Consider the following 25,718-nt stretch of genomic DNA (forward strand, 5'->3'; position numbering starts at 1 on the left):
CGAGTTATGCAGCACCGGATCGATATAGTTGTAGAAAATGGCGGTTCCCGAGATAAAAGGCAAGACCCGCCCTTCGTCCGGGAAAGGATCAAACCTGTGAATACATTAACCACCACATTATGACGTAGTGGTCAGGGAAAAGCGCCGCTCAGTATACCCGAGCACGGGGCAAATCACTCAGCCTGGTGGTATAAGCCGGTGACAGCAGTTCACGCTTCATCGACCACACCTGCTGCGTTCCCTGACCAGCAAACCACAGCTTGGCCCGGCCCGAGTTATTGATGGAGTCCATCACCTTCATTAACTCTTCACTGCCATGCCGAGGCTGATATTCATCGAACATGTCGAGCTGTGCCACACCCTGGCTGAAAAAATCCTGCAGCATCACGCCACCCTTATCGAAGCGATGACCGGGTTGCCAAATGGCATCCAGACAGCGCATCGCGGCGGCAATAATATCGCGGGTGTCTTGCGTTGGCGTATTCAATTTTACGCTGGCCGAATTGCCGTAATAGGCCTCGTGAGTGGCGAACGGGCTGGTTTTGATCCAGGCGCTGACGTGCCGACAATACTGCCGTTCTGCCCTCAGCTTTTCTGCCGCTCGTGTGGCATATAAACAAATCGCCTGATGCATATGTTCATACTCGGTGATGCGCTCACCAAAGCTGCGGCTGCTGATAATCTGCTGCTTGGTTGGCGCAAACTCTTCCAGCTCAAGGCAAGGCTCACCACACAGTTCCCGTACCGTACGTTCGACCACCACACTGAAGCGTTTACGTATCATGGTGGTACTGGCATCAGCCAGTTGCAGCGCACTTTCTATGCCCATCGCGTTCAGCTTTTTTGCTATCCGCCGCCCAATGCCCCAGACTTCCTCTACCGGCACCTTATTCATCAGCTTACGCTGCCGCTCCAGGCTGGAAAGGTCGACCACGCCGTTGGTTTGTTTCACCCATCTTTTGGCGGCAAAATTTGCCAGCTTGGCCAGCGTTTTGGTTTGCGCAATCCCGACCCCGATCTTTAGCCTCGTCTCGCTCCGCACTTTGTCCCGGATCTGCCGCCCAAACAGCTCCAGATTGCCGCAATTAGGCACCGAGGAGAGATCGAGAAAGCTTTCATCGATAGAATAGATCTCAACGCGGGGGACCAACGCTTCCAATGCCGTCATCACCCGAGCTGACATATCGGCATACAGCTCGTAGTTACTGCTAAAAGCGACGCCTCCCGCCCGTTCCAACTGCTGCTTGACCTTGAAATACGGCCCGGTCATCGCCATCCCCAATTTTTTGGCCTCTTGGTTACGGGCCACCACGCAGCCATCATTGTTTGATAACACCACCACCGGGCGGCCACGCAGATCGGGCCGCCACAGCATTTCACAGCTGGCATAAAAGTTGTTCACATCGGCCAGCGCGTACATTACTTCAGCCTCGTAATAGTCGACACCACGACGCCGACGATATCTAAATCTTCAGCGCCATCATGTAGCGGGATTGGCTGGTAGTTGGGGTTCATCGGTTCGAGCTGCACGATTGGCCGCAGACATAACCGCTTTACCGTGAACTCCCCGCCAATGCTGGCGATCACGATATCGCCATGTTCGGCCCCAATGCTGCAATCGACCACCAGCATCGAGCCATCAGTAATGCCCGCCTCCAACATGCTTTCACCGGAGGCGTAGAGAAAATAAGTGGCATTCGGGTGGCTGATGCAATATTCGTTGAGATCGATCCTGGCATGGACGTAGTCCTGCGCCGGGCTTGGGAAGCCAGCAGGCACCCGATCGGAAAACAGTGGCAGGTACAATTTCTCTGGGGTTGGTGTTGGAACAAAGTGTTTCATCGGACATGTCTCTATACTGTGTTTTTATACAGTATAGATATGCCGAATGGTGGGAGGAAGAGAGATTTTCACCATGAATGATATGGCTATGATCGGTAAGGAAAGAAAGTTGGCCTCTCTGCCAATACTCATCATCGGCTAAGATAGGGGCCGCCGACATGTAACCATTGATTTATTGGGTAACTATCGTTGAAATAATTACCCAGAGCTGGCCAGTAGCTAGTCAAATACCCCATTGATGACAGAGGCAACAATAGCCGTGCTTAAGGCCACCAGGACTAAATCATTCCCGGCGATACGCCATTCATAGCCAGGATAAGATGGCAGTTGTCCCAGCATTGAAGCAGGCACCATTTTCTTGGCGATCCCTGGCGGCAATGGCTTGCCCCGTGCCAGGTTCTTGGCAATGCCGGGAGGTAAAGATTGATACCCGGTTAATCCATAGTTTACCGCCAGGGGCCGGACACGGTCATAATTGATATCCACGGTAACCAGATCATCATGACCGCTCTTGGCTTTTTTGCCTTTGTCTGAATGGTCTTTGCCTGAATTACCCTTCCCATGATTGTCGCCATGGTTAGCGGAATTACCATGCCCACCTCCATTACCATTACCATTACCATTCCCTGGATTGGCCATAACGGAGGCTGAGGAAGTGAACACGACCAACGCAAGTGCGAGGGCAGAACAGCGATGCTTGAGCATTTTAACTAACCTCAATGAGGGGGATACCCGATCAATCTAGCCCTCCCCTGACTACCGAGCAATATGGATTCATCTTAGAGTTGGTTTTGTGCTAAGTTGATTCATGTGTTGCAGGGCTAACCAGGCGGGCTTTATGAAAATTATTGCAGGTACCCTTTTAGTCATCCTGCTGGCAGGATGCACTTCAGTCAGTGTTTCTGGTTCTGGCGGTAGTTCGGGGCGTTCAACGGCCACTATTGGTATCGGTTCTGGCGTCCGCCTTTGATGCAGGCACTCGCGCAATCCTTCTGGCTGGTGCGAAGACGTTAACTCAGGTTTTTTCGTAGAGATCGATAATCTCGTACTCTCCGCCGATCACGGGTTTGCATAAAATTTTATAGCCATCGCTATCAAAGCCCGGCGCAGCAATCATTAACTCCCTCGCTTCATCCAGGCTATCTACTGCACCCAGCCATAACCAGTGGTGAATAATATGGTACTGCGCCATATCAGCCCCCTGCTCTCGCAAGGCGATCGGGCCACGCCACGGCCAGCACACCACGCGGCTTTGCTCTAGTGCTGAAATCAGACGCTGCTGATGATCGGCCAAACTTTCTTTGCCAGAACAAGCACCGGCGCACCGCTTCAGTGCCGAGCGAAAACATGGGCGACCCCGGCTCAACGGTTCAAGTCCTAACAGCCCATAGCAGAGTTGATGTTGGTCGGCGATAGACTGCAACGCCTGTAATGCTGCTCGCCGGTTGGCGAACAGCCCAAACAATCCGGCGTGCCGGGCAAAATCAACCTCTTTGGCATAAACCACCGTGGGTTTATCATCACTGAGTTGCAGTGCACACAGCTGCTTGTTGCGGCGCAGGCGTTTATTGAACAGCGGCTGCTGCTGTTTAATCAGTTGCGCTTCCAATAACAAGGCCCCAACTTCACCCGCCGTTCTGATAAAAGTGATACGCCTCGCCTGGCGCAGCATGGCCGCTTCGTCCGGGGTGCGCAAATGTGAAAGCACCCGGCTGCGAAGGTTCACGCTCTTACCGATGTAGAGCGGCATGGTCTCGCTTTCACCGTGGAACAGGTACACCCCAGGTAAAGGGGGCAAGCCTTCCAGCCATTGGCGTAGGTGTTCCGGGTATTGGTAGATAGCTTCTGCTTCAAACTCAAGCCTTGGTGCGGCAGAACGTCTGGTCAATCGTACTCTCCATACTGATTTTTTATACAGTATAGCGGTGTTGGGTGGGGGTTTGAAGGGGATTGTGGTCAATACAGCATCAATGATCGTCCCCCTCACCCTAGCCCTCTCCCTTTACAGATCAGGGACAGTACGTGCTACATGTTAATACAGTTCCAGCCCGCAACTGCGGACTAGCTCCCTCTCCCTGTGGGAACGTTAATGTTACCTAAGATGTGTTCGGGGAGAGGGTTGGCGGTTTTCGCGATGCAGTTAAAAACCGTTATAAATCAGAAAAATAAAAAAAGACCGAGCACGATTCCTTTATGTGTCAGTTTATCAATAAATCATTTAAATTCAATGTGATAACTCCAAAATCCCCCAAAATAAACCTATCAGTACCTTCGTTTTCCATCCTTTAATTTCAGATACCTACCAGATTTCTCGTTTCAATTCGGAAAAAATTCGGCACCAAAAACCGCAAAATTCAACACCTATATCATGACCGGTCACCATTACCATGGCACAACTGCTTGTGGTCTACCATTTGCTAATGCAAAATCGGTCGGAAAATGCACATGCGTAGAGTAACCATTATGGGGCAAACCATTTTCTTCATGAACGAAAACGAGGCTTACCCGGCTCCCGATCGTGACTCAAGTCAATCGTTTGCCGTGTGGCTAGATGAAGAAGGTCAGTATTGGCTGGATGTACATTATCAGAGAGAGTGGCGCCGGGCGATCCTTGAACCACTGAGCAGCTTTGAAGAAGTATTCGAAGCCATAAAAGACTACGATTTCGGGGAGCCACCAAAGAAGAGGTAAATCACAGCTCATCGCAGCGGCTGTTTCTTTTAGGCTTTTCAGGTGATAATATTACTTGTATAAAAATGCTATGAGTATACTTTTAATGACCTCAAACACTATTGGCCAGTTTTTAAATAGGGGTAATAACAACCTCGACTTAATTAGAGTATTATGCGCGTATTTCGTAATCTACTCTCATGCATTTGTCATTTCTCCTGCTATTGGCGAAAATGACATTCTATACAAGTTAACTTTATTGAGTTATGTTTCATTTGGCGGAGTTGCTGTAAAGACATTCTTTTTAATTAGTGGACTACTTGTTACCAATAGCATTTTATCCAATGGCAAAATACTTAATTATATTGGATCTCGTTTTTTCAGAGTGTACCCAGCATATGCCGTTACAATTATCATAACAGCACTGCTAATTGGTCCATGGTTAAGCAACCTTAGCTTTGTTGATTATTTTTCATCAAGAGATGTTTGGCTATACGTTTTGAGAACATTAAAATTGGATGTGCAATACACGCTCCCAGGTGTTTTTGAAAACAATAATATAAATGCTGTAAATGGTTCGCTGTGGACCATACCTATGGAAATAAAAGCATATTTTTATTTGTTACTGATTTATCTTTTCAGTTTGGTTTTTGGTCCATATAAAAAGATATTCATTGGCCTTGTTTCACTGGCTATACTCGTTGAGCCATTTACACCATTCAAAGGCATTCTGATTTCAAAATCAAATGACCCTAGCATATATCTACTTTACCCGTTCTTCTCGATAGGGTGCCTTATTGCAATTTTAAAAGACAAAGCTACAACAAACTCACTACTTATCATTTCTGGTTTATCATTACTTTTGTTCTTTACATGTAATGATGAGAAGCTTAAAACAGCTTTATTTTATTTGTTTTTCACAGTATCACTACTTTACTTTGCATCAATTAGTTTGCTACAAAAATTAAAAATTAAGCATGACATATCTTACGGGATATACCTATGGGCATTTCCTACTCAACAAATTGTCGCATCCATATATTCTAGCTCACCTTATATGAACATATTAATATCAATGCTCATTTCCAGCGCAATAGCGTATTTAAGCTTCAAGACAATAGAAAAACCATCATTGCTTATTAATAAGAGAATGTTTAATTTAAAATCATTACCTACAACCGCTTAATAATAAAGCCGTAAGGGACTACGGCTTAGGGAGCCGCCGAGGCGGCGTTAAGTTAATAGCGCACCATTGGTCGGCTCAGATGTTCCCGGCGTTCTTGCAGTGCCCGTTCCTGAGTGACGGCAGTCAAACGTTTGAGTAAGGGGTATCCGTACGGCCCCCATACCACCGCGATGCATGAAGCAACGTTGATGAGGGTTTCCGACCAGTTCGCTACGTGATAGTCACCAGTCAGCGTGCGGATCGTTACTGATGCGCTGACCACTATCAGCAACCAAGCGAAGACCGTAACCATAGGGCGATACGTTGCCCCGTTTCGGCGACAAGCCATCAGGCGGAAGGCTGTTGCACCGTAAGCAATTGCGTTTATCGTCAGCAGGTATTCATTCACGATCTCCCCCTCACCTGGTTATTTCGTCCAGTGCAGTCGGATCAGAAGATTTGGCGATGAGGTACATCAGAAAGCAAACTGCAACAGCGTCACCCACTAACGCCCCGATTGTGTCCCCTACTTCAATATGTTTTCCCGGCAACACGGAAAGGAAAGCCTCGATCACGTCAGCAAAGAACTCTGCAAAGAACATCCCGGCCAAGAACGAGGAGGCGAACATCCATACTTTTTTAAAGTTGGACAAGTCATTCGAATACAGGACGAAAACCGCCGCCCCATTACCAGAGGTCGGCTCACTCATAATTGCTCCTTTGTTTGCTGGTTTGCTGTATCGCTCAGCAAACGCCGGGCGCTAGATATGAAAAAGCACCGAACTATGCCGGGGCAAAAATTACATCATCACACACCCAAATGAACGGTAATGTGTTTAGGTGTTTTACCACCATTACTGGTACTGGCTTCAGCCTTAATTGAAGCCGCCTGATTAGCTTCAATAACGCCAAACCAGCTATCGCAATCTGACTCAGGTAGGAAAAAGTTCCCGTATGATGGCATCACACTGCCATTGGGGAAAGACGACACTCCTGTCACCGCATTGATACGCCCAGCGTTAGCTTCTACATAAGCCACGGAAACTCCATTAAAAAGAAGCCTATGAGATGCTTTGGCATCCTTTCCTGAAGCTAACGCCATGATTAGTGGAACTGCAATACGGCGACGATATGGAACAGGAGGGATATTGAAGGTGAAAGTGTTATCCAGATAATGAGTTTCAGCTACTTGCATGGTTCTTTCCTCTTTGGTTATTTAACTCTAACTGCTGTTTGGATGAACAGTATCTCAAGAAGAAAGGATTAGTGATATTCGTGACTGTTGTACCATGCACGATACAACTGCTCAGTTTCCTGATCTCCAGAAACGCAAAAACCGCACTATTGGCGGGTTTTAGTCTAAATGCGCTTACATATTACGGCAACGTATACCGAAACGCTGACTCATTGATTCATCAAAGTCAACACGTTTGCACCATTTTCCTGCATTTCCTTTCTTTTTCACGTTTTATAAACGCATCTTGTAACGGTTGCTAGATTTGGTATTTCGCTGCGCAAAGGATTTCTGCTACCTCCCTTCGGCATGCTATATGCGATAGTGCCCGGTAGCTTTCCTTCCCATTTCTACGCACCATAAGCCGTGGTTTTGCTGTAGCGTGATAATGCCGAGCAATAGCCCGATCCGAAGAACCCTACACATAGCGCAGCAGAAGCATGCCAAATGCGCGCCGGTCTATCTCATAAAGAACATCGAGAACACCACAGATCAGCATGCCATCATCGTCATTGCAGATCGGGCAGTCTGGATATTGAACGATGCAGGCAAGCCTGTGCCACAGGCTTTATGGTCAGTTCTGGTATCAGGAAAAACAGCCTGGATGGCTCACAGAATCCTGATAGCTTGACCAAAAAATTTGTAGCGGCCAGGAATCTGGCAGGAATAGTTCTTGAGGATTCGCCGCCAACGTTCCATAAGACCCGAAGCTTGGCCGGGCGACTTTATGAGAAGGAGAAAGGAGTTTGCTATGAAATTGCTTGGGCATAAGTCGGTAAAAATGACGGACAAATACCTTGATACCAGGGGGAAAGAATACGTAATGTTGTAAAAGGCCGAGTATAGAAATTCGAGTCATCCAGGACTTTTCATTATAAATCAAAAAAATAAAATCATTAAAATTCAGATAGATAATCACGAAATCCTCAAAAAACACCTTCCAATACCTTCGTTCGGCTGCCTTTAAAATCATACACCTATGTATATTTTCGGATCTATTCGGGAAAATTTCGGCTGCAAGATCGCAAAAATGTAGGCCTTTTTAGTGACCAGTCACCATTATTTTACGAGTGCAGCAGCGCCCGACCTCAGCCAAATAGCATGCAATTTTATGAACACAGCCAGCCAGCAATATCTCATTGATAAATCTACCCTACTATCAAGATTTATCCTTAAATCTTGCGTATTGCCGAACACCACATCATTGCTGTTGAAATCACCAAAAAGCCAAGATAAGGTTTTGTGGAACCCAATAAAAGGATCCCGGTCATGTTAGAAGAAGAAGCCAATGAAAAAATCACTGCTTACTTTGAGCGGCTAGGCATCGACTTAAAGAGCATCAATTTTGCTCGCGTAGTTTTCCAGTTCAAAGACGGCGATGTTGTGAACTATAGATTCTTGGATGATGACGAGCCAGACCCCACCAACATATTCACACCGCAGCAAAAAAACAGCATCCACTAGGCCGTGTTTGCTGTAGCAGTTGCAGGCACCAATTCCCACAGGCCTCTATACTAAAAATTTGGCGTGGGAATATCACAAATGTGCGGTCGATTTGCCCCGGTACAAACTAGAGCTGATTACTTGGATGTACTGGCCTCCGAGTTGGAAGTAGCCAGCGCTCAAGATAACGTTCCAATCGGTCGGTATATTGCTGCGATTGGTCGGTATCACCTCGATGAGGTAATTCCCCCGGATGATGACGGCTTTGTTATCGTGACCGCAGCCAGCGATTCTGGGTTACTAGACCTCCACGATCGCCGCCCTTCTGTTCTGCCACCGGCCGCCGCACGCGAATGGATGGACCCGGAAACAACCACAGAGCGTACTCACGATCTGGCCACTAAGGCGGACATGCCACCAGATGATTTCGCATGGCATCCGGTGGATAAATCAGTCGGTAACATCAGTAACGACAAAGCCGACCTGATTAGGCCCCTACCTAATCCGTAGGTTTAAGTGAACTTGAGTGTTGGTTTTTTCTCGCTGTAGTTTGTTGATGTGATCGACTAATAAAATAAGAAGATCACATCCTTAAAATCATCTCTGTATTAATAACGCCATCTAATCCAGAATGAACCACAGTTATGCCAACAAAGTTAAAACACCATGTCGGGCTAACTTTGAATTACATAATCTCACTCACCACTATTATTCCTTTTTATCAAAGACCTAATCTTCTCATTAGGGTTTTTAGCGTTAATTTTCGGTAAGATTTTATTTTTATAGAATAAGATCAATGAGGAATGAATGCTTACAAACTCCTCATAATAAAACTCCAATCTGAATAGATCAGCTTTATAATTAAAAACATCTAACATATTAAAATCATAAGTGATCGTGTGCATTGGCTCTGCGTCGATTTTATCACTTAACTTTACTTCATTCGTTTCCTTATGTGATGCTAGCAACTTGAAATCATCTTTTTTAAACAAATCATCAAAGCCATTTAAATCAATTAAATCAATGGCATCAAGGGAATCATTATTAAGCGAGCCGTTCAATAAGCTATTCAAAAAAGAAACCCTATTAAGTCGCCTTAAAAACTTAATTCCTCGACCGAGGGAGACACTATACGATAAAATATTTAATGTATCCTCAGATATAGAGATAGTTATGCTTGAGCCAATAAGCGATTCTTTCAAAATATGACTTAAATCATAGATTGATTGATTTATGATATCGGATAGTCCAATAGATTTTAAATATGGTCGTACATAATTTAAATAAAACTTCTTATCATCAATTGACTCTAGGAAGTTTAGAAATGTCATTTGACTATAATCGGATAGGCAAGAAAGTTTCTTGTAATTAATTTCAACGTCATCTAGCCCGGAAATGTATAATGCAGCGTGATACTCTTGAATTGAACGATGTATATAAGAATAAAATCTATACCCATTCAATGAGATTAAATTTGTACCATCAACTATATCCTCTTTGATATTTTTATACCCTTCTTTTCTATCAAGTGTTTCGCATGTTTCTATGAAAAGCTTTTCCAGCTCATTTTCGTTAAAATCTTGTTTACCTTCTAAAAATGAGATTAAACTGAATAAATTAAAACAATCTTGTAACTCTTTTACATCCAATCCTGACTTTCTTTCGCGGCTAAAGTTTTTTTGCTGGTCGTGACTAAATAGTAATGATCGGAACAACCCGTTATAGAAGTCTCCAATTGTAGCTGGGGTATCTTTCATTGAATAGAAACTCACAATGAAAATATCAACAAGGATAGGATATATCAGAGCTTCTAAGATGAATTTTTTCTTTTTAAGCAGATTAATTAATGCCTTTCTTGTTTCTTCATCTCTAACTGAATTATGGATAATACCAGTAATATCATCGGACGCAAGAGGATTCACGATAAGGTTCTTAAATCCACCTTCTCTATACAACTCTGTGTTTGGCCTTGTCGTAACAATTACCGGACATGTATATCTAAACCACGCACTTTTCAAAACATCTAACGCATGCGCTCTTTCTTTATTTGCTATCTCATCGAAGCCATCAAAGAACAAAACAATATTATTTGACTGTAATAATAAGCTAGCATCTTCTTCTCTTGCTTTTATTCCAAACTCAAGAAGATGATCCATGAATATCTCTATTAACGTAATCCCATTCTTAAAAGAAATATTTCTCAATGTGATGAAGAATGGAAATCTATAACCGCCTTTAATCTCCTCAAGAAATAACTTTCGTAAAACTGTCGTTTTCCCCTGCCCAGCACTACCGCTTATAACCACTATACCTTTATGTTTGATTATTGTTTCGTCAGTTACTAAAATGGTATCTTTTGAGTCTTTAACAGTTACTGTTAGTGGGTAGTAGACATCTTCGAGGCTTACATTACTCCCTCCTTGAGATAAACTCCTAAACGTTAAAACGTTACTTCTGATTTTTGATGCGTATTTATCTCTCACATCATCAATTTTAAAATGCTCTAATATTTTTTTCCCCTCATCCGTTTGAAGCCTCCATTGTTTTTCAATTATACGTTTCATTGATTCTGCAATTATAGTTTGCAATACAACTTTACCAGCGAATAATGCACCTGCTTCGAGCATAATGGCATCCTTATTATTTTTGTAAAAAGTCCATTAAGCATGGTTTAAAAAGATCTTATGGGCTAATTACTATTATTAAACATTAAAATAAAATAACTAGATTAATATTTTGCTACATTTTTCAACAAAATGCAATTCGCAAGATATGATATCTAGCAAGGTTTCTTAGTGGCAGGAGATAACTGTATATCCGCTAACAATTACCGCCCTGGTGGTGCAGTTTTGAGTAAACCTATCCTGCTACCTAAGTTTATACTCAGTACACCCGAGCATGTGGCAGATCGCGAATTCTGGTTGTGTAGGCCGGCGAGAGCAATTCGCGTTTCATAGACCACGCCTGCTGGGCGCCCTGCCCGGCAAACCAAAGCTTTGCTCTGCCTGATTTGTTGATCTGATCGATAACCTTCATCAGGGGTTCACTGTTATGCCGTGGCTGATACTCATCGAATAACCCAAGTTGTGCCACACCCTGGCTAAAAAAATCCTGCAACATCACTCCGCCTTTCTGGTACCTGCGGCCCGATTGCCAGATCACATCCAAGCAACGCATGGAAGCGGTAATAATATCGCGGGTGTCCTGTGTTGGTGTGCTCAGCTTTATGCTAGCCGTGTTGCCGTAATACACCTCATTCAGTGCGAACGGACTGGTTTTTATCCAGGCGGTAACGTGTCGGCAATACTGTCGTTCCTCCCTGAGTTTTTCTGCCGCCCTAGTGGCGTACATGCAAATCGCCTGGTGCATTTGATCGTAATCAGTAATGCGATCGCCAAAAGAGCGTGAGCAAATTATCTGCTGCTTTGTTGGAGCGAACTCTTCAAGTGCCAGGCAGGGTTCACCGCGCAATTCTCTTACAGTCCTTTCGATAACAACGCTGAAATGCTTGCGGATCATCGTGGTGCTTGCATCGGCCAACTGTAGTGCGTTCTCGATACCCATGACGTTGAGTTTTTTTGAGATCCGCCGGCCAATGCCCCAGACTTCAGCCACCGGCACCAATTCCATCAATTTGCGCTGCCTCACTTGGTTAGAGAGATCGACCACTCCACCTGTTTTGCTCCACTTTTTTGCCGCAAAATTGGCAAGCTTCGCCAAGGTTTTTGTTTGGCCAATGCCGACTCCCCCGGTTAGGCCTGTTTCACGTAGCACCCGAGTGCGCACCTGTCGCCCAAATGCCTCAAGTTCGATACAGTTTCGAACGCCGGTTAGATCCATGAAACTCTCATCGATCGAGTAAACCTCAACCCTGGGCGCCATCTCTTCGAGCACAAACATCACTCGTTGGGACATGTCAGCGTACAATTCATAATTAGAGCTAAATGCCACGCCACCGGCCCGTTCAAAGTTCTCTTTGATCTTAAAATATGGCTCCCCCATTTTGAGACCCATGGCTTTTGCTTCTTTGCTGCGGGCAACCACGCAGCCGTCGTTGTTTGATAGGACTACCGTAGGCCTGCCACGCAGATCTGGCCTCCAGAGGGTTTCGCAACTGGTATAGAAACTGTTCACGTCAGCAAGGGCGTACATTATTTCAACCTTGTGATAGTTGACACCACCACCCCGACGATATCTAAATCGTCAGCGCCATCGTGTAGCTGAATGGGCTGATATTTGGGGTTCATCGGTTCGAGCTGAGCGACTGGCCGCAGGCATAGCCGCTTTACGGTGAACTCTCCGCCCACACTGGCGATCACGATGTCACCATGTTCAGCTCCAATGCTGCGATCGACAACAAGCATCGAGCCATCCGTAATGCCAGCCTCCAGCATGCTCTCCCCAGATGCGTAGAGAAAGTAAGTCGCGTTCGGGTGGCTGACGCAATACTCGTTAAGATCGATCCTGGTATGGACGTAGTCCTGCGCTGGGCTTGGGAAGCCAGCTGGCACACGATCGGCAAACAGAGGCAGGTACATTTTTTCTAGTGTTGCTGTTGGAAACAGGATTTTCATAGTCATGACTCTATACTGGTTTTTTATACAGTATAAATGTAGTGAATGGCAGGTGAAAGATGGATTTCTTTCGTGAATGGTATAGGTATGATCGATAAGGAAAGAAAGTTTCGCAAGGGGAGCAATCTTCTGCCACAATAGCTTTCTTTAGCTTAAGTTAGGAGAAGCGCAGCGTATACATTCATTAATTTTAAGGGAGAATGATGAAAAAAAATATTGATTGCTTACCTATTTTTAATACCATACTGATTTCCGTTGTTATTGTATGCATATCAGGTATCACCTTCGCCATATTTAAATATCATATTTCAGGCTTTGGGACTTATGCTGACTTTATTATTGCACTGGCAAATACAATCATGGCTCTAGCTGCTTGTTATGGTGTTAAAAGTGCAAGGGAATGGTTAAAAGAAAGAGAAAAAGAGGAGCGATTCAATAAAAGGCAACGAATAATATCTGATATATTAAAGTTCACTTTCCTGTCATCCAGGACGGTGACCATAATTACAACTCTTGAAGAAAATGTAAACCACATAGAAATTAATTTACTTAGTGATAATGTCATAAAAATGGCAGAAAAACAATTCAGTGACCTTAATTCAGCATGGGATAGGATAATTCTCGAAAAAGAGGCTATGAAAATATTACCTAAAGGTTATTTAGACGAGGATATAAAAGAATACTTTGATTTAGTAAAAATAGATGCAGCCAAAATGACCACATTAGCCGGTAGGTTTTTTGATTTATTGTTATGGCGTTGGGGTGAAAAAGATTTAGAGTATGTTAGAAAAAGCATAATATTACTATCCGCCCAACTTACTGAACATAATGAGGTTGTACAAAAGGCATATACAAAGCTTACAACCTATTGACTTTAAGTATTAGGCCAGTATATTACTGGCCATAAAATTAATTACACATACGTTGTGTAAAACAATAACAAATTCACACTACGAATCATAAAGCTCAAATATAATGGAACTAGCCACAAGACAACAGTAAGAAATAAAAAATTCAGTACACATATCTATCATGCTTATTTTATATTCAATATCGACTCCGTAACTATCAGGTAGTTCGCCTGCATGAACATAATTACAGCGCATCGCATATACTAAAGAAAGTATATCTTTTGACTCAAGGCTGGCAGAACTATTCCCAAGAAGTTTATTAAATCCTCTTGCGAGAAATTTTCTTTGCTCTCCGGACGCACGTTCCGTTAGAACATCAAGATACTTTATGAGATTATCTACTTGCTCATCAGTGTTAATGGCTATATTAGTAAATCCAGTTAAAAAAAACTGTCCAATTACCTCATCAAGATAGAAACCAAGCCATTTGTCATGGATATACTCTTCATTAAAAATAGAAGCATATCCACTAGGATTATAAGAAAAGTCAACATTTAAAAATAAATTATCAGTTCTTATTTTTTCCGCTGCAATACGACCATAAACTGACACTCTTTGTGAGTTTAGCCATTTTTTATTTTTTGACTCTATAGACTCTTCTTTTCCTTTATCAAACCCATACCCTGTTATAACAGGTTTTAGTAGTTCATAACAATACCATATTTCAGAAAGGCGTAATAGCTTATAATGAGCTTCAGAATAAAAATCATTTTTTTGAGGTGGACTTAAAAGCAATGCCAGTTCAAGTCTTTTCGTAAACTCATGCAGAATGAGTTCTTCATCTCCGTCAACGGCATTACGAAAATGATCAAGAATATCAATTGCCGTTGCTCTAATCTGTATATTATCACGCATCCTTATACACCTTCTAGATTACTATTGAATAAAAATCAACCTTTCCACTCTGTGATTGTGAGATAATCGTCTATTACTATAACAAGATGTAAGATTAAAGTCCGATTTTTTGTATAATGGTCAAGTTAGTTATTGGATATCAACTTCAATAATAATCTGTTGCTAGCACTATCCGTTTAACCGGGATTTCCCCCGGCTCCGAAATTACTCCTTGGCTTCTATTTATTCTTCTGTGTTGCCTACTTCTTCACAATGTTTAATTTCTTCGCTGTCCTCTAGGTAGACCGCCTCGTTCATTAGCAACTCTAGCTCCGGATCTAACTCTTGCACTGGATTTTCTACTGCTGACATCTCAACGCGAATATCAATAAATCGGCCTGCAGGGATATCGATCGGCGTACCGTCCGGCATTTCGACAACGATAGGCCTCTTCTTCTTGTCCACTTCACCGCTATCCATGGCTTCGATGTTCCGAGCTGAGTATGGACCTGTGCCGTATGTACGGTGATATGTGCGGATTTCAATGTCGCCGTCGGGAAGCACCTTGGACTCAATCCAAATTAGGGGCCGCTTGTTGTCATCCACAGGGATCTCTATGCCGTTCCCGTGACCGCCCCAGGCTCCGTCACCATTGAAACCGAGAACACCTGTTATACGGTAAGCGCCCGTACCAATACGCTCAGTTATCACCCCCTGGCTCTCGTCATTGAGTTCACATTCGCCGTTACCGAACAACTTGACGATCGGGCTTGCTTTTTTGACAAAACCATTAGCATCAAACGTTGTATTGCCCGTTGTGATGAATTTATAGTCTTTATCATTGCTGTGATATCGATATCCCATTCTCCCATTATTACTGAGGATAATATCTACAGACTGCGCAGGTTGAGAACTTGCCCTGATAATTCTCAAGCCAAATCCCCACGTATTGTTCCCTCTTTGCCGTTTAGCCTGGTTTCCTTTGATGTTCCCCAGATAAAGGAAACATCACTGGCATTTATAGCTCGAACGCGCACTAGATATCGTCCAGCAAAAATATTCTGCACTTCGAACCCCAGGGCCGATGTGCGTGCCGCTGAAACCCAGTTGCTATCGTCACGCCGCCATTCGACTTCATACGCCACAGCATTATCTACAGCATCCCAGTTGGCGCGCATCGTAGTGATTGCGATCCCTTGGTTAATCTGCGTAAAGCTGCTGACCTGAATATTGGTTGGAGGCGCTTGCACGCCTGGCGGAATCACTGATATCGGTCGCTCATCCAGCCGGGCACCAGTATCGATCGCATCGTATTTGTCCGGGCTATGCCAAACAGCAGAAATGGTAAATGTGCCGTCATCATTATCGGTAACGTTTGAAACCCGATACTGCTGAACAGCCAGATCGCCAGCATCAACCGACCATACTGCCTCCGGCTCCGGGCTTGGCTATAAGCCGTGCTGACTGTAACGTTGGCCCCATTGACGACGGCAACAGTACGCGCTTGGGACTTGCCATTCGGCAAATTGACGATCAGCCGGTCACCTTGAGAAACGTCAGCCACGCGATCCAGCTTTATCGTCCTACCGTTAACTGCAGATATGCGACCACCGAGCACCCGTCCGGCCATCATCTGATCAGCTACGCCGATGATCCGCCCAGGCAGAGGGATATAACCATCCAGCCCAGTCGAGAACGATACTGTGCGATCGTTGCTATTCGTGAGCAACGCCCAGCGCCCGCGCCGGTTTGCCTCCGTTTGCCGCGTGCACCCGATCGCTGAAATTTCGGTTTGGTTGACCCCGTAGCGCTGAACCAGCTCATTTTCCATGACCGATTCAACTTCGTCCTGATAATGATTGTCGGGATTCGACCAGCTCACCATGGCGGTTGAGTAACGATTTTTCTGGCTGCCGCCTTGATAGTAAAACTTGCCATCAACCACGTTGGCCCGGGTGTATGTGTAATCAAGATCCCGCGGCATATCAGCCAACACGCAAACCTGATTATTAGCCCAGTACGTCATGCCACGGAAAATAGAAGCCAGATCCCGCAGTACCGTGAATGCCTCATTTTGCGACTGAATATAGATGTCACAAACAAATCGCGGCTCGGTTCCGCTGCCGCCGCGCCCGTCAGGCACCCGCTGATCACAATGCTGCGCAATGCGATATAACTCCACCTCATCAACCTGAGTTGCGTCCAACCGATCGCCAAGTCCGAACCGCTTACTCAACAAAATGTCGTAAAACACCCAGGCTGGATTGTTTGAGTAGGCCCACTTGAAACTGCCATCCCATGTGCCGTTGTATGTCCTCGTCTCCGGGTTATAAGTCGTTGGCACGCGGATAATGCGCCCTTTAGGCTTGCAGCTGATACGGGGGATGCTCGGGAATTGCTTCGCATCGAGCGATACAAATAGCAAGGCAGTATTGGGATAGCGTAGTTTGGCGTCGATCACTTCCGTGATGGCCATGACCTTCATCTGATCCGCCACTTTGTCAGTGGTCGAGTCAGGAGTGATCCTGCGCAGTCGAATTTGCCAACCGGTAGTGGCCGCAGGCAGATTCACACGATGGCTACGTTCATATAACGAAGTGGTTTTATCGTTTATCACACCATTCAGAACGGTTTGATATGCACCGCCGTCAGTAGATAGATCGATAGCATAATCAACCCGCGTACCTACACGATCACCGTTATCCTCCTGCTTAACCAGGCTTTGCCACTCAACGCGAACCCTTGCCGCTGATAATTGGGTGTTGCTGATCGCTCTCACCCATGGTTGCGCTGCCTTTAGAACGACACCTACAGAAATCTCATTTTCTGCCCCTGGCACACCCTGGATATAGCTTTGCATCTGTGTACCAGGGCGAAAATCCCATTCAAAACCGGGATAGTTTAGGGTTCCATCTGGCGACATTACCGGCGTGCCATCGAGAAATATGTTTTGCGCATCCAGTCCCCCCGCAAACTCGCCCTCTCCCAGCGCCAAGAGCAACTTGGCTTTTGCCGTGGATTGGACGCTATCGGGTGACTCTACCGGCACGTGCGGTTGACTGGGGCCTTTTCGGCCTTGGATAACTTCGGTCATGTTTTTTTCCATGAAAAAGGCCCGCCAAGGCGAGCCAGTTTTAACCCAGAAAAGTTACTGCTGTTCTTCGGCGTAGATCCCTGCTGATATAATCGCACCTCCGATCTCTCTTTCCCCGTAAAGCACACCTACAGGATTGCCCTGGACTGTCGAGTTGACCGGCCCACCAAAGGCGTAAGAGGGTTTGTTATCGGCCTCCTGGCCGACCGAAAGACCGCCGGGTTGCGGGGATAGCATTTGTACCACGCCCCCCATCAGCATTGATGCGCCGACCATCATCAGGTATGGGGATATTGGGGCCAAAAATGGTATAAATGACGCGGCTATAAGGGCTGCACCGAGGATGGTCTGGAACATCCCCCCGCGCTTGCTACCTATGATGACAGGAATGATCCTTATATCATCTACGCCTTTCGTCATGTCGACCTCTTCCTCGCTGACGTTCTTACTCCCAACGAAAACAGCAAAAGTTAGCCCCCGTAGCTGCGCCTCGTTCATGAAGCGCTCAAAACCGGGAAATTGTCCTTTGAGTGCTCTAATTGCGTGAGGAATATCGCGGGCGCGGTAGTGAAATTCTTTGACGAATTTTTTACCAAGAATGCCGCCAAGCTTTATTTTTCTGATTGGCTCATGATTTTCATTCATACTTCCATCCAAAGACAACTGTCAAGTTTATCAGTCGATACACGCCCTGTTCCTAAAAAAAGAGTGACAGTCTTTACCATCAATCCATTTCATAACAATTTGGATGTTTGCATTTATAAAATGGATGAGTGTCCTAAACAGGTAAAGATCAGCCTATCTAAAGAGGAAGACTAGCCCTTCTGTGCTCCTCCTTTATAAACTCAATATTACTCTTACGCATATCAACATTCTTTCGGCAATTATCAAACGAGTCCTGAATTTCTTTGAAATCATTTGCCATACTGACACCGATCTTTGGTTCTAAAGTGGTGACTGACAGAGAAACGTCCTCTATACAATTTATTTGTTGCTTCACGACTTTTAGAAACATAAACTCCATACCGTAAATAGTAAATGGCACACCCAGAAGTGCACTTAAAACCCAGCCGACGACCCTACCTTTGAACCCCATAGTAACTCCAGAAAATGAATACCTTAACGTGTTTTATCATTTAAAAAGAGAAAAGGGAGGAAAAATTACTATGCTTTACAGTTCGCTATGAAGAAGTCTTTGTGTCTAACTATCTTTATAGTTCTTTCTTGAAGATATCCGCCATACGGCACCCGCTGGCTTAACTGTCCATACATGTGGTGAAGTAGCATGTTCCCTTCCAACAGGATCCCCGCATGATTCGGCACCGCAGCCGATACCTGCATGATGACCATGTCGCCTGGTTGTGTCGGGCCGTAGAACTCACGAAAACCGCATTCATACCAGTTTTCCATATACCGGCTTTCGCCTTCCTCCCACCAGTGGCGGTCAATACTGTAATTCGGAAGGGATATGCCGTGCTGCTGCCGGTAATAATCCATGATTAGCGACCAGCAATCAGCGTGACCAAGAACAAACTGGCGGCCTTCAAGCGGCCGGTCGCCGCGTGGGTGAATGGTTCTGATGTCGCCTTCTGGCCATGAGGCGATCACCCACGGCAATTCCGTAATGTCGCATTGCAGCATGTCCAGTTCGCTCGGCTGTGTTGTGGCCCCGTCACCGGTATGGCTATGCACGATAGCAACAATATTGCCCCAGTCTTCCGCGCTGCTGTAGTCAACCGGATCCAGTTCAAAATGCTCGACTGGTTTTTGCGAGAGGTTATTGCACGGGAAATAGCGCTCCACCCGTCCTTTCTGGGCGATAAGCCCGCAGCATTCCGCCGGATACACTCCCTCGGCGTGCGCCATGATCGCTTGGATAGTTTTCTGTCGCATGCTACCTCCGCACCAGCGCTGAACCCGGGAACCCGCCAAAATCAAGTTCGTTATTTTCGCCAAACCGTTTTTTGCAATCCGTCAGCAACCCAGAGCATTCATCTTTACTGGGATCCTCAACTCGGTTGCCTTTCTTGTCGAACCAACCACCTTGTCCCGCGTAGGCGCAACCGTCGCCGGTTTTATACTGGCCGCGCATGCACCATGTGCAAAGTGCAGTTATCTGCCGCGTTGGGATTCGCCGCCCTTGCAATGACATCGGATCGGACAACGTAAACTCAATTGTCTCGTTGTCTTCAGCGCTTTTGCTGTCGATGTAATAAACCTGGTTGAACACTTGAGAGGGATCAGCTTTGGCATTTCCGCCAGCGAAATTACGTGCATCGAGGTAATGCACAAAGGTGTCATGGATCGTTACTTTTGCCTGTAGCATGTCATCAAACCGCAGGCAGAGAGCCGTAATCAGGCCGTCCAGGTTCCCAACGGTTAATTTTGGCGTCGCGCTGGCTCCATCACTGGACGAGGACAGGCCATTAATCTCATAAGCGTAAGCGCCGTATTCCTTTCCCTGCCACCAGATACTCTTGGGTTTAAGCTTTGCTTCATTGCCGCCAGCGGCATCGATCTCCGTCGGGGTGTGAGGGATGGTTTCACTATGGAAGCGAAGAACGTCAGCACCAAATTTTGTCCCATCCACCTCGATCAACCTAATGCGGTTTCCGGGCTCCAGCTTTTGAACGTCGTTAGTAATTGCCACTCGACCTCCTACGGTGCGAATGTCTGCTCAAATGTCACAACCACGGTAATCACCGTGCCGCCTACAGGGATTGATCGTATAGAGTCAGCCACCACTCGATATAGCCCCTTGACGCCGAGCGGTGGCACCCAGGCGAATGACTTCGTGGTGTGCGAGCGGACAAAGTCGAGCAGCGGACTCATCTCGGCCTTTTGGCCGGTGAATGATAAGGGCCACGTCTGGGCTTCAGGGTGAAGGCCGTCACCGGCAACCTGTTTGTAGCTATCGCCAAATTGCGCGGTACGCACCCGCTGGTTATAGCTACCCTCTGGCTGGCCCTGTGTGCGCCAAGTAAAAGCATCTATTGCCATGTTTTCTCCAGGCATAAAAAAACCCACCGAAGTGGGTTGGTTAATGTTGTTTCTCGTTAGACGCGCCGCTTGACTATGGGGTAGATACACTAGCCAGATAGCAAAAACCCAACACTTCATGGGTGTGTAACTGGCGCCTGAATGTAATTACCCCCTAACTATAGCGCTGGTTTAATGCAGCTCTTTTGCTGAGCCTTCTCGCGTCAACCGAATGTTTTTATTGCCATATTGTATCTAGACATAAAAAACCAGAGCGGGTACTTGATGGATTTTTTGCATAAAAAAACCCACATATAAGAGTGGGTTGTAAAAGTGGTGCCTTAGGTTAGCGGGCTGCCTGTACTTACTGAATTTACAACTAATCCTAACAAAAACACGAAAAACATTTCAAACATTGTTGCAACTGCTAGATACGAATTTTTATTCATTTGAGCCCCTTTATTTTCTGAGATGATAGTTGGAAGAGTATTTTTGATATACCCAAACACAAAAATTACAACCAGAATCAGAGGTAAAACCAGCAAGGTCGGAGTTGAACCGACGCCCACCAACGCTAACCTAAAGCTGAGGAGATTATAACACCTCTGGAAAAAATATCAACAAATATATTGCATCGAGATTTGTTTTGTGTATTAGAAATGCTCTAAAGGCATTATGCGCCTTGGAGCCCCCCTTCCAAAGCGCTTTGACTGTAACCAATGGAACCACTTGAAGGTAATGCGTAAGGATGCGCTTTACGTATAATGCCGCCAGAAGTTGGCGGCATCACTGGTTACTTCTTTATGATTTTAAGCATTCCTTCAAGTTCCGCCCCAAAGGTTTCCCTGAGGCTTGCCGGGAGACCAGTCTTGAGCTTACGAATCACAGGCCCATGCGTCACCATTATGGAAAGGGCCGAGTTCTTCGGCATTTCATTATGTAGCTGATTAGCAAAGGCTTTAATGCTATCATAATTAAGAGCAACGTCACCATCCTGGTCTTTTGTAACAAAGTCGCTAGCAGCAAGAGTTTTCACTCCCTCGGCAGCACCTCCAGCTTTTAAGGAACCAACATCACTCCCGCAATGCTTACACTTAATCGCCTCGGGGTTAATCGATTCGGCGCAAAACGGACACTTGACCGTCGCAGTCGAACGCTTACCAAAAATCGCCATCAGCAACCCGCAAAGGGTGATAAACGCACCGAATACAATATGATTTTGCTTTGAAGCCATTAGGCCAATATTATTCACGCGAGTGGTGCCGTAGCCGGTGGATACACTGGTGTCCAAATTAAACGCCACCAATAACCAAATAACACCAACCACTAAAGCAACATAACCTAGAGTTTTCATTGGGGAAATTCCTTTTTGAAGCAAGTTGCAACATCCTATCACCACTTGCAGAGGATGTGCAGGCAGTCCATTACTAATACTTACCTATGATTCTGCGCATACCAAATCTGGCCGCCAGGCCGAAGCTCTCTCGCAATCCCCTCCCTAACTGATGTGTCGATCACCTGCTGATAAGCCTTGGCTACAGCGTCACCGTTTCCTGATCGGTCCTGTTGCTGCCCTTGCTGATTCACAGTTATCGGGGCGTTGATCGTTAACTGAGCTCCTTCCGAACCACATAATCCGTGCATCGGCGCGGAATCAGCAAGGGTGTTTCCGACGAATCCCCCGGTGGCATAACCTCGCATCATTGCATACAGATTATCAACGCCAATACGCTGCGTGGCCTCTTTGGTCATCACGAACTCGCCACGATGCACAACACCAGCAGGTTCGTACTTACCGCCATCGCCGGTATAGCCACCTGTATCATATTTTCCGGTTGATATGTTTTTTGGCGGCATTGCGACTGTTTGCCCGTTAGCAACAGTGCCACCAGTTTGACCAATCCAACCCATCATTGCCTGCACCGCATAGGCCACCAATAACTTATTGATGATATCGATGATCATTTTCAGGATTGATGTCGTGAAATCCTTGAATGATGCCTTGCCGGTAGTTACCAAGCTGGTCAGCATATCCGAGACGCCAGAAAGCGCCGCACCGGCAACACTCGAAATTGACGCATAGACGTTTGTCGCCGAATCCAGGTAATCGTTCCACCCTTTCTGCGCACCCGCCTTCCAATTACTCCGCAAAGCATCCTCTTCCGCGTAGTAGTCCTTTAACGCTTTGACCTGGTCTTGATATCCCTGATCTTTCAGATCGCCTCCTTGCGCACGCCATCCTTGGCGCAACTGAGCGTAGGAGTTCTCCCTTTGCCCCATTCGGCTACTTAAGCCCGCACTGTCCCTCAGTGCCTGCCGCTTTTCACTCATCTGGATGACATACTTGGTAGATGCGTCTTGCAGCTTGTTCAGGCGCTCTTGCTGGGCAACCTCATCGCCTACAATCGCCAGTTTGTCCTTGCTGGCCAAAATCGCATCTTTGCTTGCCAGTAGCGATTTTTCTTTCGCGGATAACTGGCGCTCTTCAGCGGCCTTTTCCAGAACAATGAAGTTCGCCTGGGCTTTCCATAAATCCTTGCGTTGCTGGCTAATTTTGTCGTTCAAATCGACATGTTGGCGCAACACCACTAACTGAGACTTGAGCGCTAAAAGGTCGGCTTGGGCTGAATCCTCGGCACTATCCCCGGACGAAGGAACAAATTTTGGCCCTTTTGGAGTTTTCGGATCTTTGAACTGGTTGTTTATATTGGCCAGGCGCTTCTGGTAATCAGCATCAGACATACCCAAATTATTTTTGGGATCAGCTGCAGCAGCTTGGTTCATGCGAATACGCTGCCGATTCAGCTCATTGATCGCCCTCTCACGCTTCTCAGAGTTTTTCAGTCCCTGATTTAACCCTTGCTGCAGGTCGATGGCATCTTTAAGGTTTTGGTTGTGCTGCGCCTGCGCTTCGCTTGCGGTTTTATCTGCTATGACCTGCATATCAGACAAAAGTGTCTGGGCGCTAACCTGCGCATTGAGAACACTCAGTTCAGCCCGCCACTTATCCAGCTTTCCATTCTTCTGGTTATAGCCGGTCCGTTCTGAGTTATCGACTTGCGCCTGAATACTGTCACGACGAGAGATGAGAGATTTAAGCGCTTCCCCCTGCGTTGGCTCCCTGCCAATCCCCTCAATGGCATCCCACATGCCTTTGGCCATGTCCTTAAGGCCTTCCATGATGCTGGATACCGTGCCGAGAGACTCTTTCATCCTGTCCGCAGCCCGATCCATTCCATCAACGGCTGCCTGATTGGCGGCGGCCAAGGCTTCCGTATACTTCCCTTCCTCCTGCAAAGCAGCAATGTGCTGATATTGAACAGCCGTCAGAAAGTGATATTTCTCATTAAGGGCGAGGATCCCTTTGCTTGGGTCGTTCGCAATGGAAACAAAATCCTTTGCTAACTCATCAAGCGCGACACCGGATTTATCCGCAAAGTTGGAAATCGTTACGGTCAACTTGTCGAAGTTGGCCCCCGCAGACATACCGGCATCAATCAAGCTTTTGAGAGCCTCAGATGCTTCCGCGTAAGTAAGACCGGAGTCATGGGCAGCCGCAATAGTCTTCGACAAAGAACTGGCAGTTAGCCCTGAATAGCTGTTTGTCATTGCCAGCGATTTACGTAGCTGCTCTGCTCGATCTGCAGCCTTGTAAAAATGATACGCAACCAATGCACCTGCCCCCGCAAGTCCTATCATTCCCAGCCTTGCAGGGGTCAGAATGCTGGCAAGACCGCGAGCATTTTGGGCGTTATCAGCGAGGGAGTTTGCACTTTCAGAAAGGGAATCGTTAGATTCATCCGTGGCCCCTTTCATGCCAAGCAATTCTTCCTTGATGTATCGGAAGATCCCGCCTAATCCACCGAATGAGTCACTAATCTGTCCGCCCTGTTGAAACAAAACCAGCCACAGTGGCATCCCACCAGCTATAGAGGTGAAGATATCAGTGAATTGCGCAGGTAGCATCCTTAGCGCCTGCCGGTATTGCCTAGCGGAGATCGTGCCTACCTTCCATTGATTATCTTGCTCACGCAGTTTGGCAATAAGCGGAGCTGACTCTGCCGTTACCCCCAGCTTTGCCGCTTTTAGCTCCAGTAACTGGGTACGCGTTTTACCGATGGCGCTTACTTGATCTTGGAACGAATCAATAAAGGATTTACGCGTTGATTCAGCGCGCCGGGTTTCTAAAGCCTGAGATCGCTCTGCGGCTTCCTGCTCTTTGAGGGCTTCTTTCAACCCCCTTGAGGCGATCGCCGCAGCTCGTTTCTGTTCGGCTTCACGCCGGGTGGCTTCCTCCTGCTGGCGCATCGCGGCAATTAGTGGCGCGGCCTCCTGAGCGATCCCAAGCTGCGCAGCTCGATATGCAGCAACTTCTGATGCAGACGCCTTATAAAGCGTGGTCTGCTCGCGGAGTTTTGATAATAATGCGTCCTTGGCGGCAGTAGACGCTCGCTCCTGCTGCGCGGCGGCGGCGGCGGCTTTCCCTTCCTCCGTTCTGGCTGTGGCTGCCCGCTCCAGTTGAACGCGGGTCTGCTGGATAGTGCGCGAAGCCTCGGCAAAGGATTCTGGATCAATAATCCCTTTTGCGTTGAATTTCGATAACTGGCTTTCCATGTTATCAAGCCGTTCGAATGCCGCTGTAACCGGGTTAATCTGCGTCAGTAAATCTCGCAATTCTTGCCGTTGCTGCGCTGTCGCCTGAGCATTGCCCTTCGCTTCTGATTGGGCTTTATTTAGGCTAGCAGCGTATTCAGCAACACGGCGATGGGTATCTTCAATTTCTTGCGCGATTTCCTTTGATACCTTCGCCGTATTTTTGCCGGACGCGTTGAAACCATCCGCAACACCAGCCGCCACGGTAGCTTTTTGCTGGAACTTATCCAGCTCATTGTTACCCCGCTGCAAATCGCCGGTATCGACGCGCAGGGAAAGTGATGCAATGTCACCCATGCTTTTCTCCAGGCGTAAAAAA

General features: G+C 46.4%; 25 protein-coding genes and 2 pseudogenes. 7 read left to right on the forward strand and 20 right to left on the reverse strand.

The window, feature by feature from the left end; genetic code table 11:
• Positions 1-148: 148 nt before the first annotated feature.
• The 3 genes from umuC (KGP16_RS15250) to KGP16_RS15260 all read right to left on the reverse strand — a co-directional run bounded on the left by umuC (KGP16_RS15250) (position 149) and on the right by KGP16_RS15260 (position 2,547).
• Positions 149-1,420, reverse strand: a complete 1,272-nt coding sequence (gene umuC / locus KGP16_RS15250; protein WP_021806748.1) for a translesion error-prone DNA polymerase V subunit UmuC — start codon at positions 1,418-1,420, stop codon at positions 149-151.
• The gene (gene umuD, locus KGP16_RS15255) at positions 1,420-1,842 is read right to left on the reverse strand and encodes a translesion error-prone DNA polymerase V autoproteolytic subunit (RefSeq protein ID WP_021806749.1); all 423 of its coding nucleotides are present in this window, start codon (positions 1,840-1,842) and stop codon (positions 1,420-1,422) included. The genes umuC (KGP16_RS15250) and umuD (KGP16_RS15255) overlap by 1 nt, the downstream gene beginning before the upstream one ends.
• Before the next feature lie 219 nt (positions 1,843-2,061).
• The gene (locus tag KGP16_RS15260; protein ID WP_223499939.1) at positions 2,062-2,547 is read right to left on the reverse strand and encodes an anti-virulence regulator CigR family protein; all 486 of its coding nucleotides are present in this window, start codon (positions 2,545-2,547) and stop codon (positions 2,062-2,064) included.
• 133 nt (positions 2,548-2,680) lie between these two features.
• Between KGP16_RS15260 and KGP16_RS27595 the strand changes: the two genes are divergently transcribed.
• Positions 2,681-2,812, forward strand: a complete 132-nt coding sequence (locus KGP16_RS27595; protein WP_021181060.1) for a hypothetical protein — start codon at positions 2,681-2,683, stop codon at positions 2,810-2,812.
• Positions 2,813-2,857: 45 nt separating this feature from the next.
• Here the strand turns inward: KGP16_RS27595 and cho are convergent, their stop codons facing one another.
• Complete coding sequence (gene cho, locus KGP16_RS15265; RefSeq protein ID WP_223499940.1) at positions 2,858-3,730, reverse strand: excinuclease Cho; 873 nt, start codon at positions 3,728-3,730, stop codon at positions 2,858-2,860.
• A gap of 557 nt (positions 3,731-4,287) precedes the next feature.
• Here cho and KGP16_RS15270 point away from each other — a divergent pair.
• Both KGP16_RS15270 and KGP16_RS15275 read left to right on the forward strand, forming a co-directional pair.
• Complete coding sequence (locus tag KGP16_RS15270; protein WP_223497826.1) at positions 4,288-4,533, forward strand: hypothetical protein; 246 nt, start codon at positions 4,288-4,290, stop codon at positions 4,531-4,533.
• Between the two features lie 55 nt (positions 4,534-4,588).
• Positions 4,589-5,698, forward strand: a complete 1,110-nt coding sequence (locus KGP16_RS15275) for an acyltransferase (protein WP_160170763.1) — start codon at positions 4,589-4,591, stop codon at positions 5,696-5,698.
• Between the two features lie 52 nt (positions 5,699-5,750).
• On the opposite strand, the gene KGP16_RS15280 is transcribed toward KGP16_RS15275, so the two are convergent.
• The 3 genes from KGP16_RS15280 to KGP16_RS15290 form a co-directional block, all read right to left on the reverse strand.
• Positions 5,751-6,086: a phage holin family protein gene (locus KGP16_RS15280; RefSeq protein ID WP_071784871.1), complete on the reverse strand. Its 336-nt coding sequence runs from the start codon at positions 6,084-6,086 to the stop codon at positions 5,751-5,753.
• A gap of 10 nt (positions 6,087-6,096) precedes the next feature.
• The gene (locus KGP16_RS15285; protein ID WP_021806754.1) at positions 6,097-6,387 is read right to left on the reverse strand and encodes a putative holin; all 291 of its coding nucleotides are present in this window, start codon (positions 6,385-6,387) and stop codon (positions 6,097-6,099) included.
• Between the two features lie 98 nt (positions 6,388-6,485).
• Positions 6,486-6,872 (reverse strand): hypothetical protein, encoded by a 387-nt coding sequence (locus KGP16_RS15290; protein ID WP_037376026.1) that lies wholly within the window; start codon positions 6,870-6,872, stop codon positions 6,486-6,488.
• Positions 6,873-7,445: 573 nt separating this feature from the next.
• Between KGP16_RS15290 and KGP16_RS15295 the strand changes: the two are divergent.
• The 3 genes and pseudogenes from KGP16_RS15295 to KGP16_RS15305 form a co-directional block, all read left to right on the forward strand.
• Positions 7,446-7,743, forward strand: a pseudogene (locus KGP16_RS15295) (tyrosine-type recombinase/integrase); the annotation flags it as partial.
• Between the two features lie 437 nt (positions 7,744-8,180).
• Positions 8,181-8,375: a hypothetical protein gene (locus tag KGP16_RS15300; protein ID WP_223497827.1), complete on the forward strand. Its 195-nt coding sequence runs from the start codon at positions 8,181-8,183 to the stop codon at positions 8,373-8,375.
• Between the two features lie 120 nt (positions 8,376-8,495).
• A complete protein-coding gene (locus tag KGP16_RS15305) occupies positions 8,496-8,864 on the forward strand; it encodes an SOS response-associated peptidase family protein (protein ID WP_371822026.1) in 369 nt (122 codons plus the stop codon).
• A gap of 185 nt (positions 8,865-9,049) precedes the next feature.
• Here KGP16_RS15305 and KGP16_RS15310 read toward each other — a convergent pair whose 3' ends face one another.
• The 3 genes from KGP16_RS15310 to umuD (KGP16_RS15320) form a co-directional block, all read right to left on the reverse strand.
• The gene (locus KGP16_RS15310; protein WP_223497829.1) at positions 9,050-10,981 is read right to left on the reverse strand and encodes an NACHT domain-containing NTPase; all 1,932 of its coding nucleotides are present in this window, start codon (positions 10,979-10,981) and stop codon (positions 9,050-9,052) included.
• Positions 10,982-11,237: 256 nt separating this feature from the next.
• Entirely contained in the window at positions 11,238-12,506 is a 1,269-nt protein-coding gene (gene umuC, locus KGP16_RS15315) for a translesion error-prone DNA polymerase V subunit UmuC (RefSeq protein ID WP_223497830.1), read from the reverse strand.
• The gene (umuD, locus tag KGP16_RS15320) at positions 12,506-12,928 is read right to left on the reverse strand and encodes a translesion error-prone DNA polymerase V autoproteolytic subunit (protein ID WP_223497831.1); all 423 of its coding nucleotides are present in this window, start codon (positions 12,926-12,928) and stop codon (positions 12,506-12,508) included. Before umuD (KGP16_RS15320) ends, umuC (KGP16_RS15315) begins: the two co-directional genes overlap by 1 nt.
• A 200-nt stretch (positions 12,929-13,128) precedes the next feature.
• On the opposite strand from umuD (KGP16_RS15320), the gene KGP16_RS15325 reads away from it, so the two are divergent.
• Positions 13,129-13,800, forward strand: a complete 672-nt coding sequence (locus tag KGP16_RS15325; RefSeq protein ID WP_223499941.1) for a hypothetical protein — start codon at positions 13,129-13,131, stop codon at positions 13,798-13,800.
• A 78-nt stretch (positions 13,801-13,878) separates the two neighbouring features.
• Here the strand turns inward: KGP16_RS15325 and KGP16_RS15330 are convergent, their stop codons facing one another.
• From KGP16_RS15330 to KGP16_RS15375, 10 genes and pseudogenes are all read right to left on the reverse strand, one after another.
• The gene (locus KGP16_RS15330) at positions 13,879-14,694 is read right to left on the reverse strand and encodes a hypothetical protein (RefSeq protein ID WP_223497833.1); all 816 of its coding nucleotides are present in this window, start codon (positions 14,692-14,694) and stop codon (positions 13,879-13,881) included.
• A 222-nt stretch (positions 14,695-14,916) separates the two neighbouring features.
• Complete coding sequence (locus KGP16_RS15335; RefSeq protein WP_223497834.1) at positions 14,917-15,606, reverse strand: hypothetical protein; 690 nt, start codon at positions 15,604-15,606, stop codon at positions 14,917-14,919.
• Positions 15,607-15,626: 20 nt separating this feature from the next.
• Positions 15,627-17,779 (reverse strand): annotated as a pseudogene (locus KGP16_RS15340) (host specificity protein J); the annotation flags it as partial.
• 42 nt (positions 17,780-17,821) lie between these two features.
• Entirely contained in the window at positions 17,822-18,412 is a 591-nt protein-coding gene (locus KGP16_RS15345; RefSeq protein ID WP_223497835.1) for a tail assembly protein, read from the reverse strand.
• A 157-nt stretch (positions 18,413-18,569) separates the two neighbouring features.
• Positions 18,570-18,863, reverse strand: a complete 294-nt coding sequence (locus tag KGP16_RS15350; RefSeq protein WP_223497836.1) for a hypothetical protein — start codon at positions 18,861-18,863, stop codon at positions 18,570-18,572.
• A gap of 68 nt (positions 18,864-18,931) precedes the next feature.
• The gene (locus KGP16_RS15355) at positions 18,932-19,660 is read right to left on the reverse strand and encodes a C40 family peptidase (RefSeq protein ID WP_223497837.1); all 729 of its coding nucleotides are present in this window, start codon (positions 19,658-19,660) and stop codon (positions 18,932-18,934) included.
• Between the two features lies 1 nt (position 19,661).
• The gene (locus KGP16_RS15360; RefSeq protein ID WP_223497838.1) at positions 19,662-20,417 is read right to left on the reverse strand and encodes a phage minor tail protein L; all 756 of its coding nucleotides are present in this window, start codon (positions 20,415-20,417) and stop codon (positions 19,662-19,664) included.
• Positions 20,418-20,425: 8 nt separating this feature from the next.
• Positions 20,426-20,767 carry a phage tail protein gene (locus tag KGP16_RS15365; RefSeq protein ID WP_223497839.1) on the reverse strand — a complete coding sequence of 114 codons (342 nt, stop codon included), beginning with the start codon at positions 20,765-20,767 and terminating at the stop codon, positions 20,426-20,428.
• Positions 20,768-21,539: 772 nt separating this feature from the next.
• The gene (locus tag KGP16_RS15370; protein ID WP_371822204.1) at positions 21,540-21,920 is read right to left on the reverse strand and encodes a hypothetical protein; all 381 of its coding nucleotides are present in this window, start codon (positions 21,918-21,920) and stop codon (positions 21,540-21,542) included.
• A 260-nt stretch (positions 21,921-22,180) separates the two neighbouring features.
• Positions 22,181-25,696 carry a phage tail tape measure protein gene (locus KGP16_RS15375; protein WP_223497841.1) on the reverse strand — a complete coding sequence of 1,172 codons (3,516 nt, stop codon included), beginning with the start codon at positions 25,694-25,696 and terminating at the stop codon, positions 22,181-22,183.
• Between the last annotated feature and the right edge of the window lie 22 nt (positions 25,697-25,718).

Origin of the sequence: Serratia sp. JSRIV006, from assembly GCF_019968685.1 — a bacterium.
In the GTDB taxonomy this organism is placed as follows: Bacteria; Pseudomonadota; Gammaproteobacteria; order Enterobacterales; family Enterobacteriaceae; genus Chania; species Chania fonticola_B.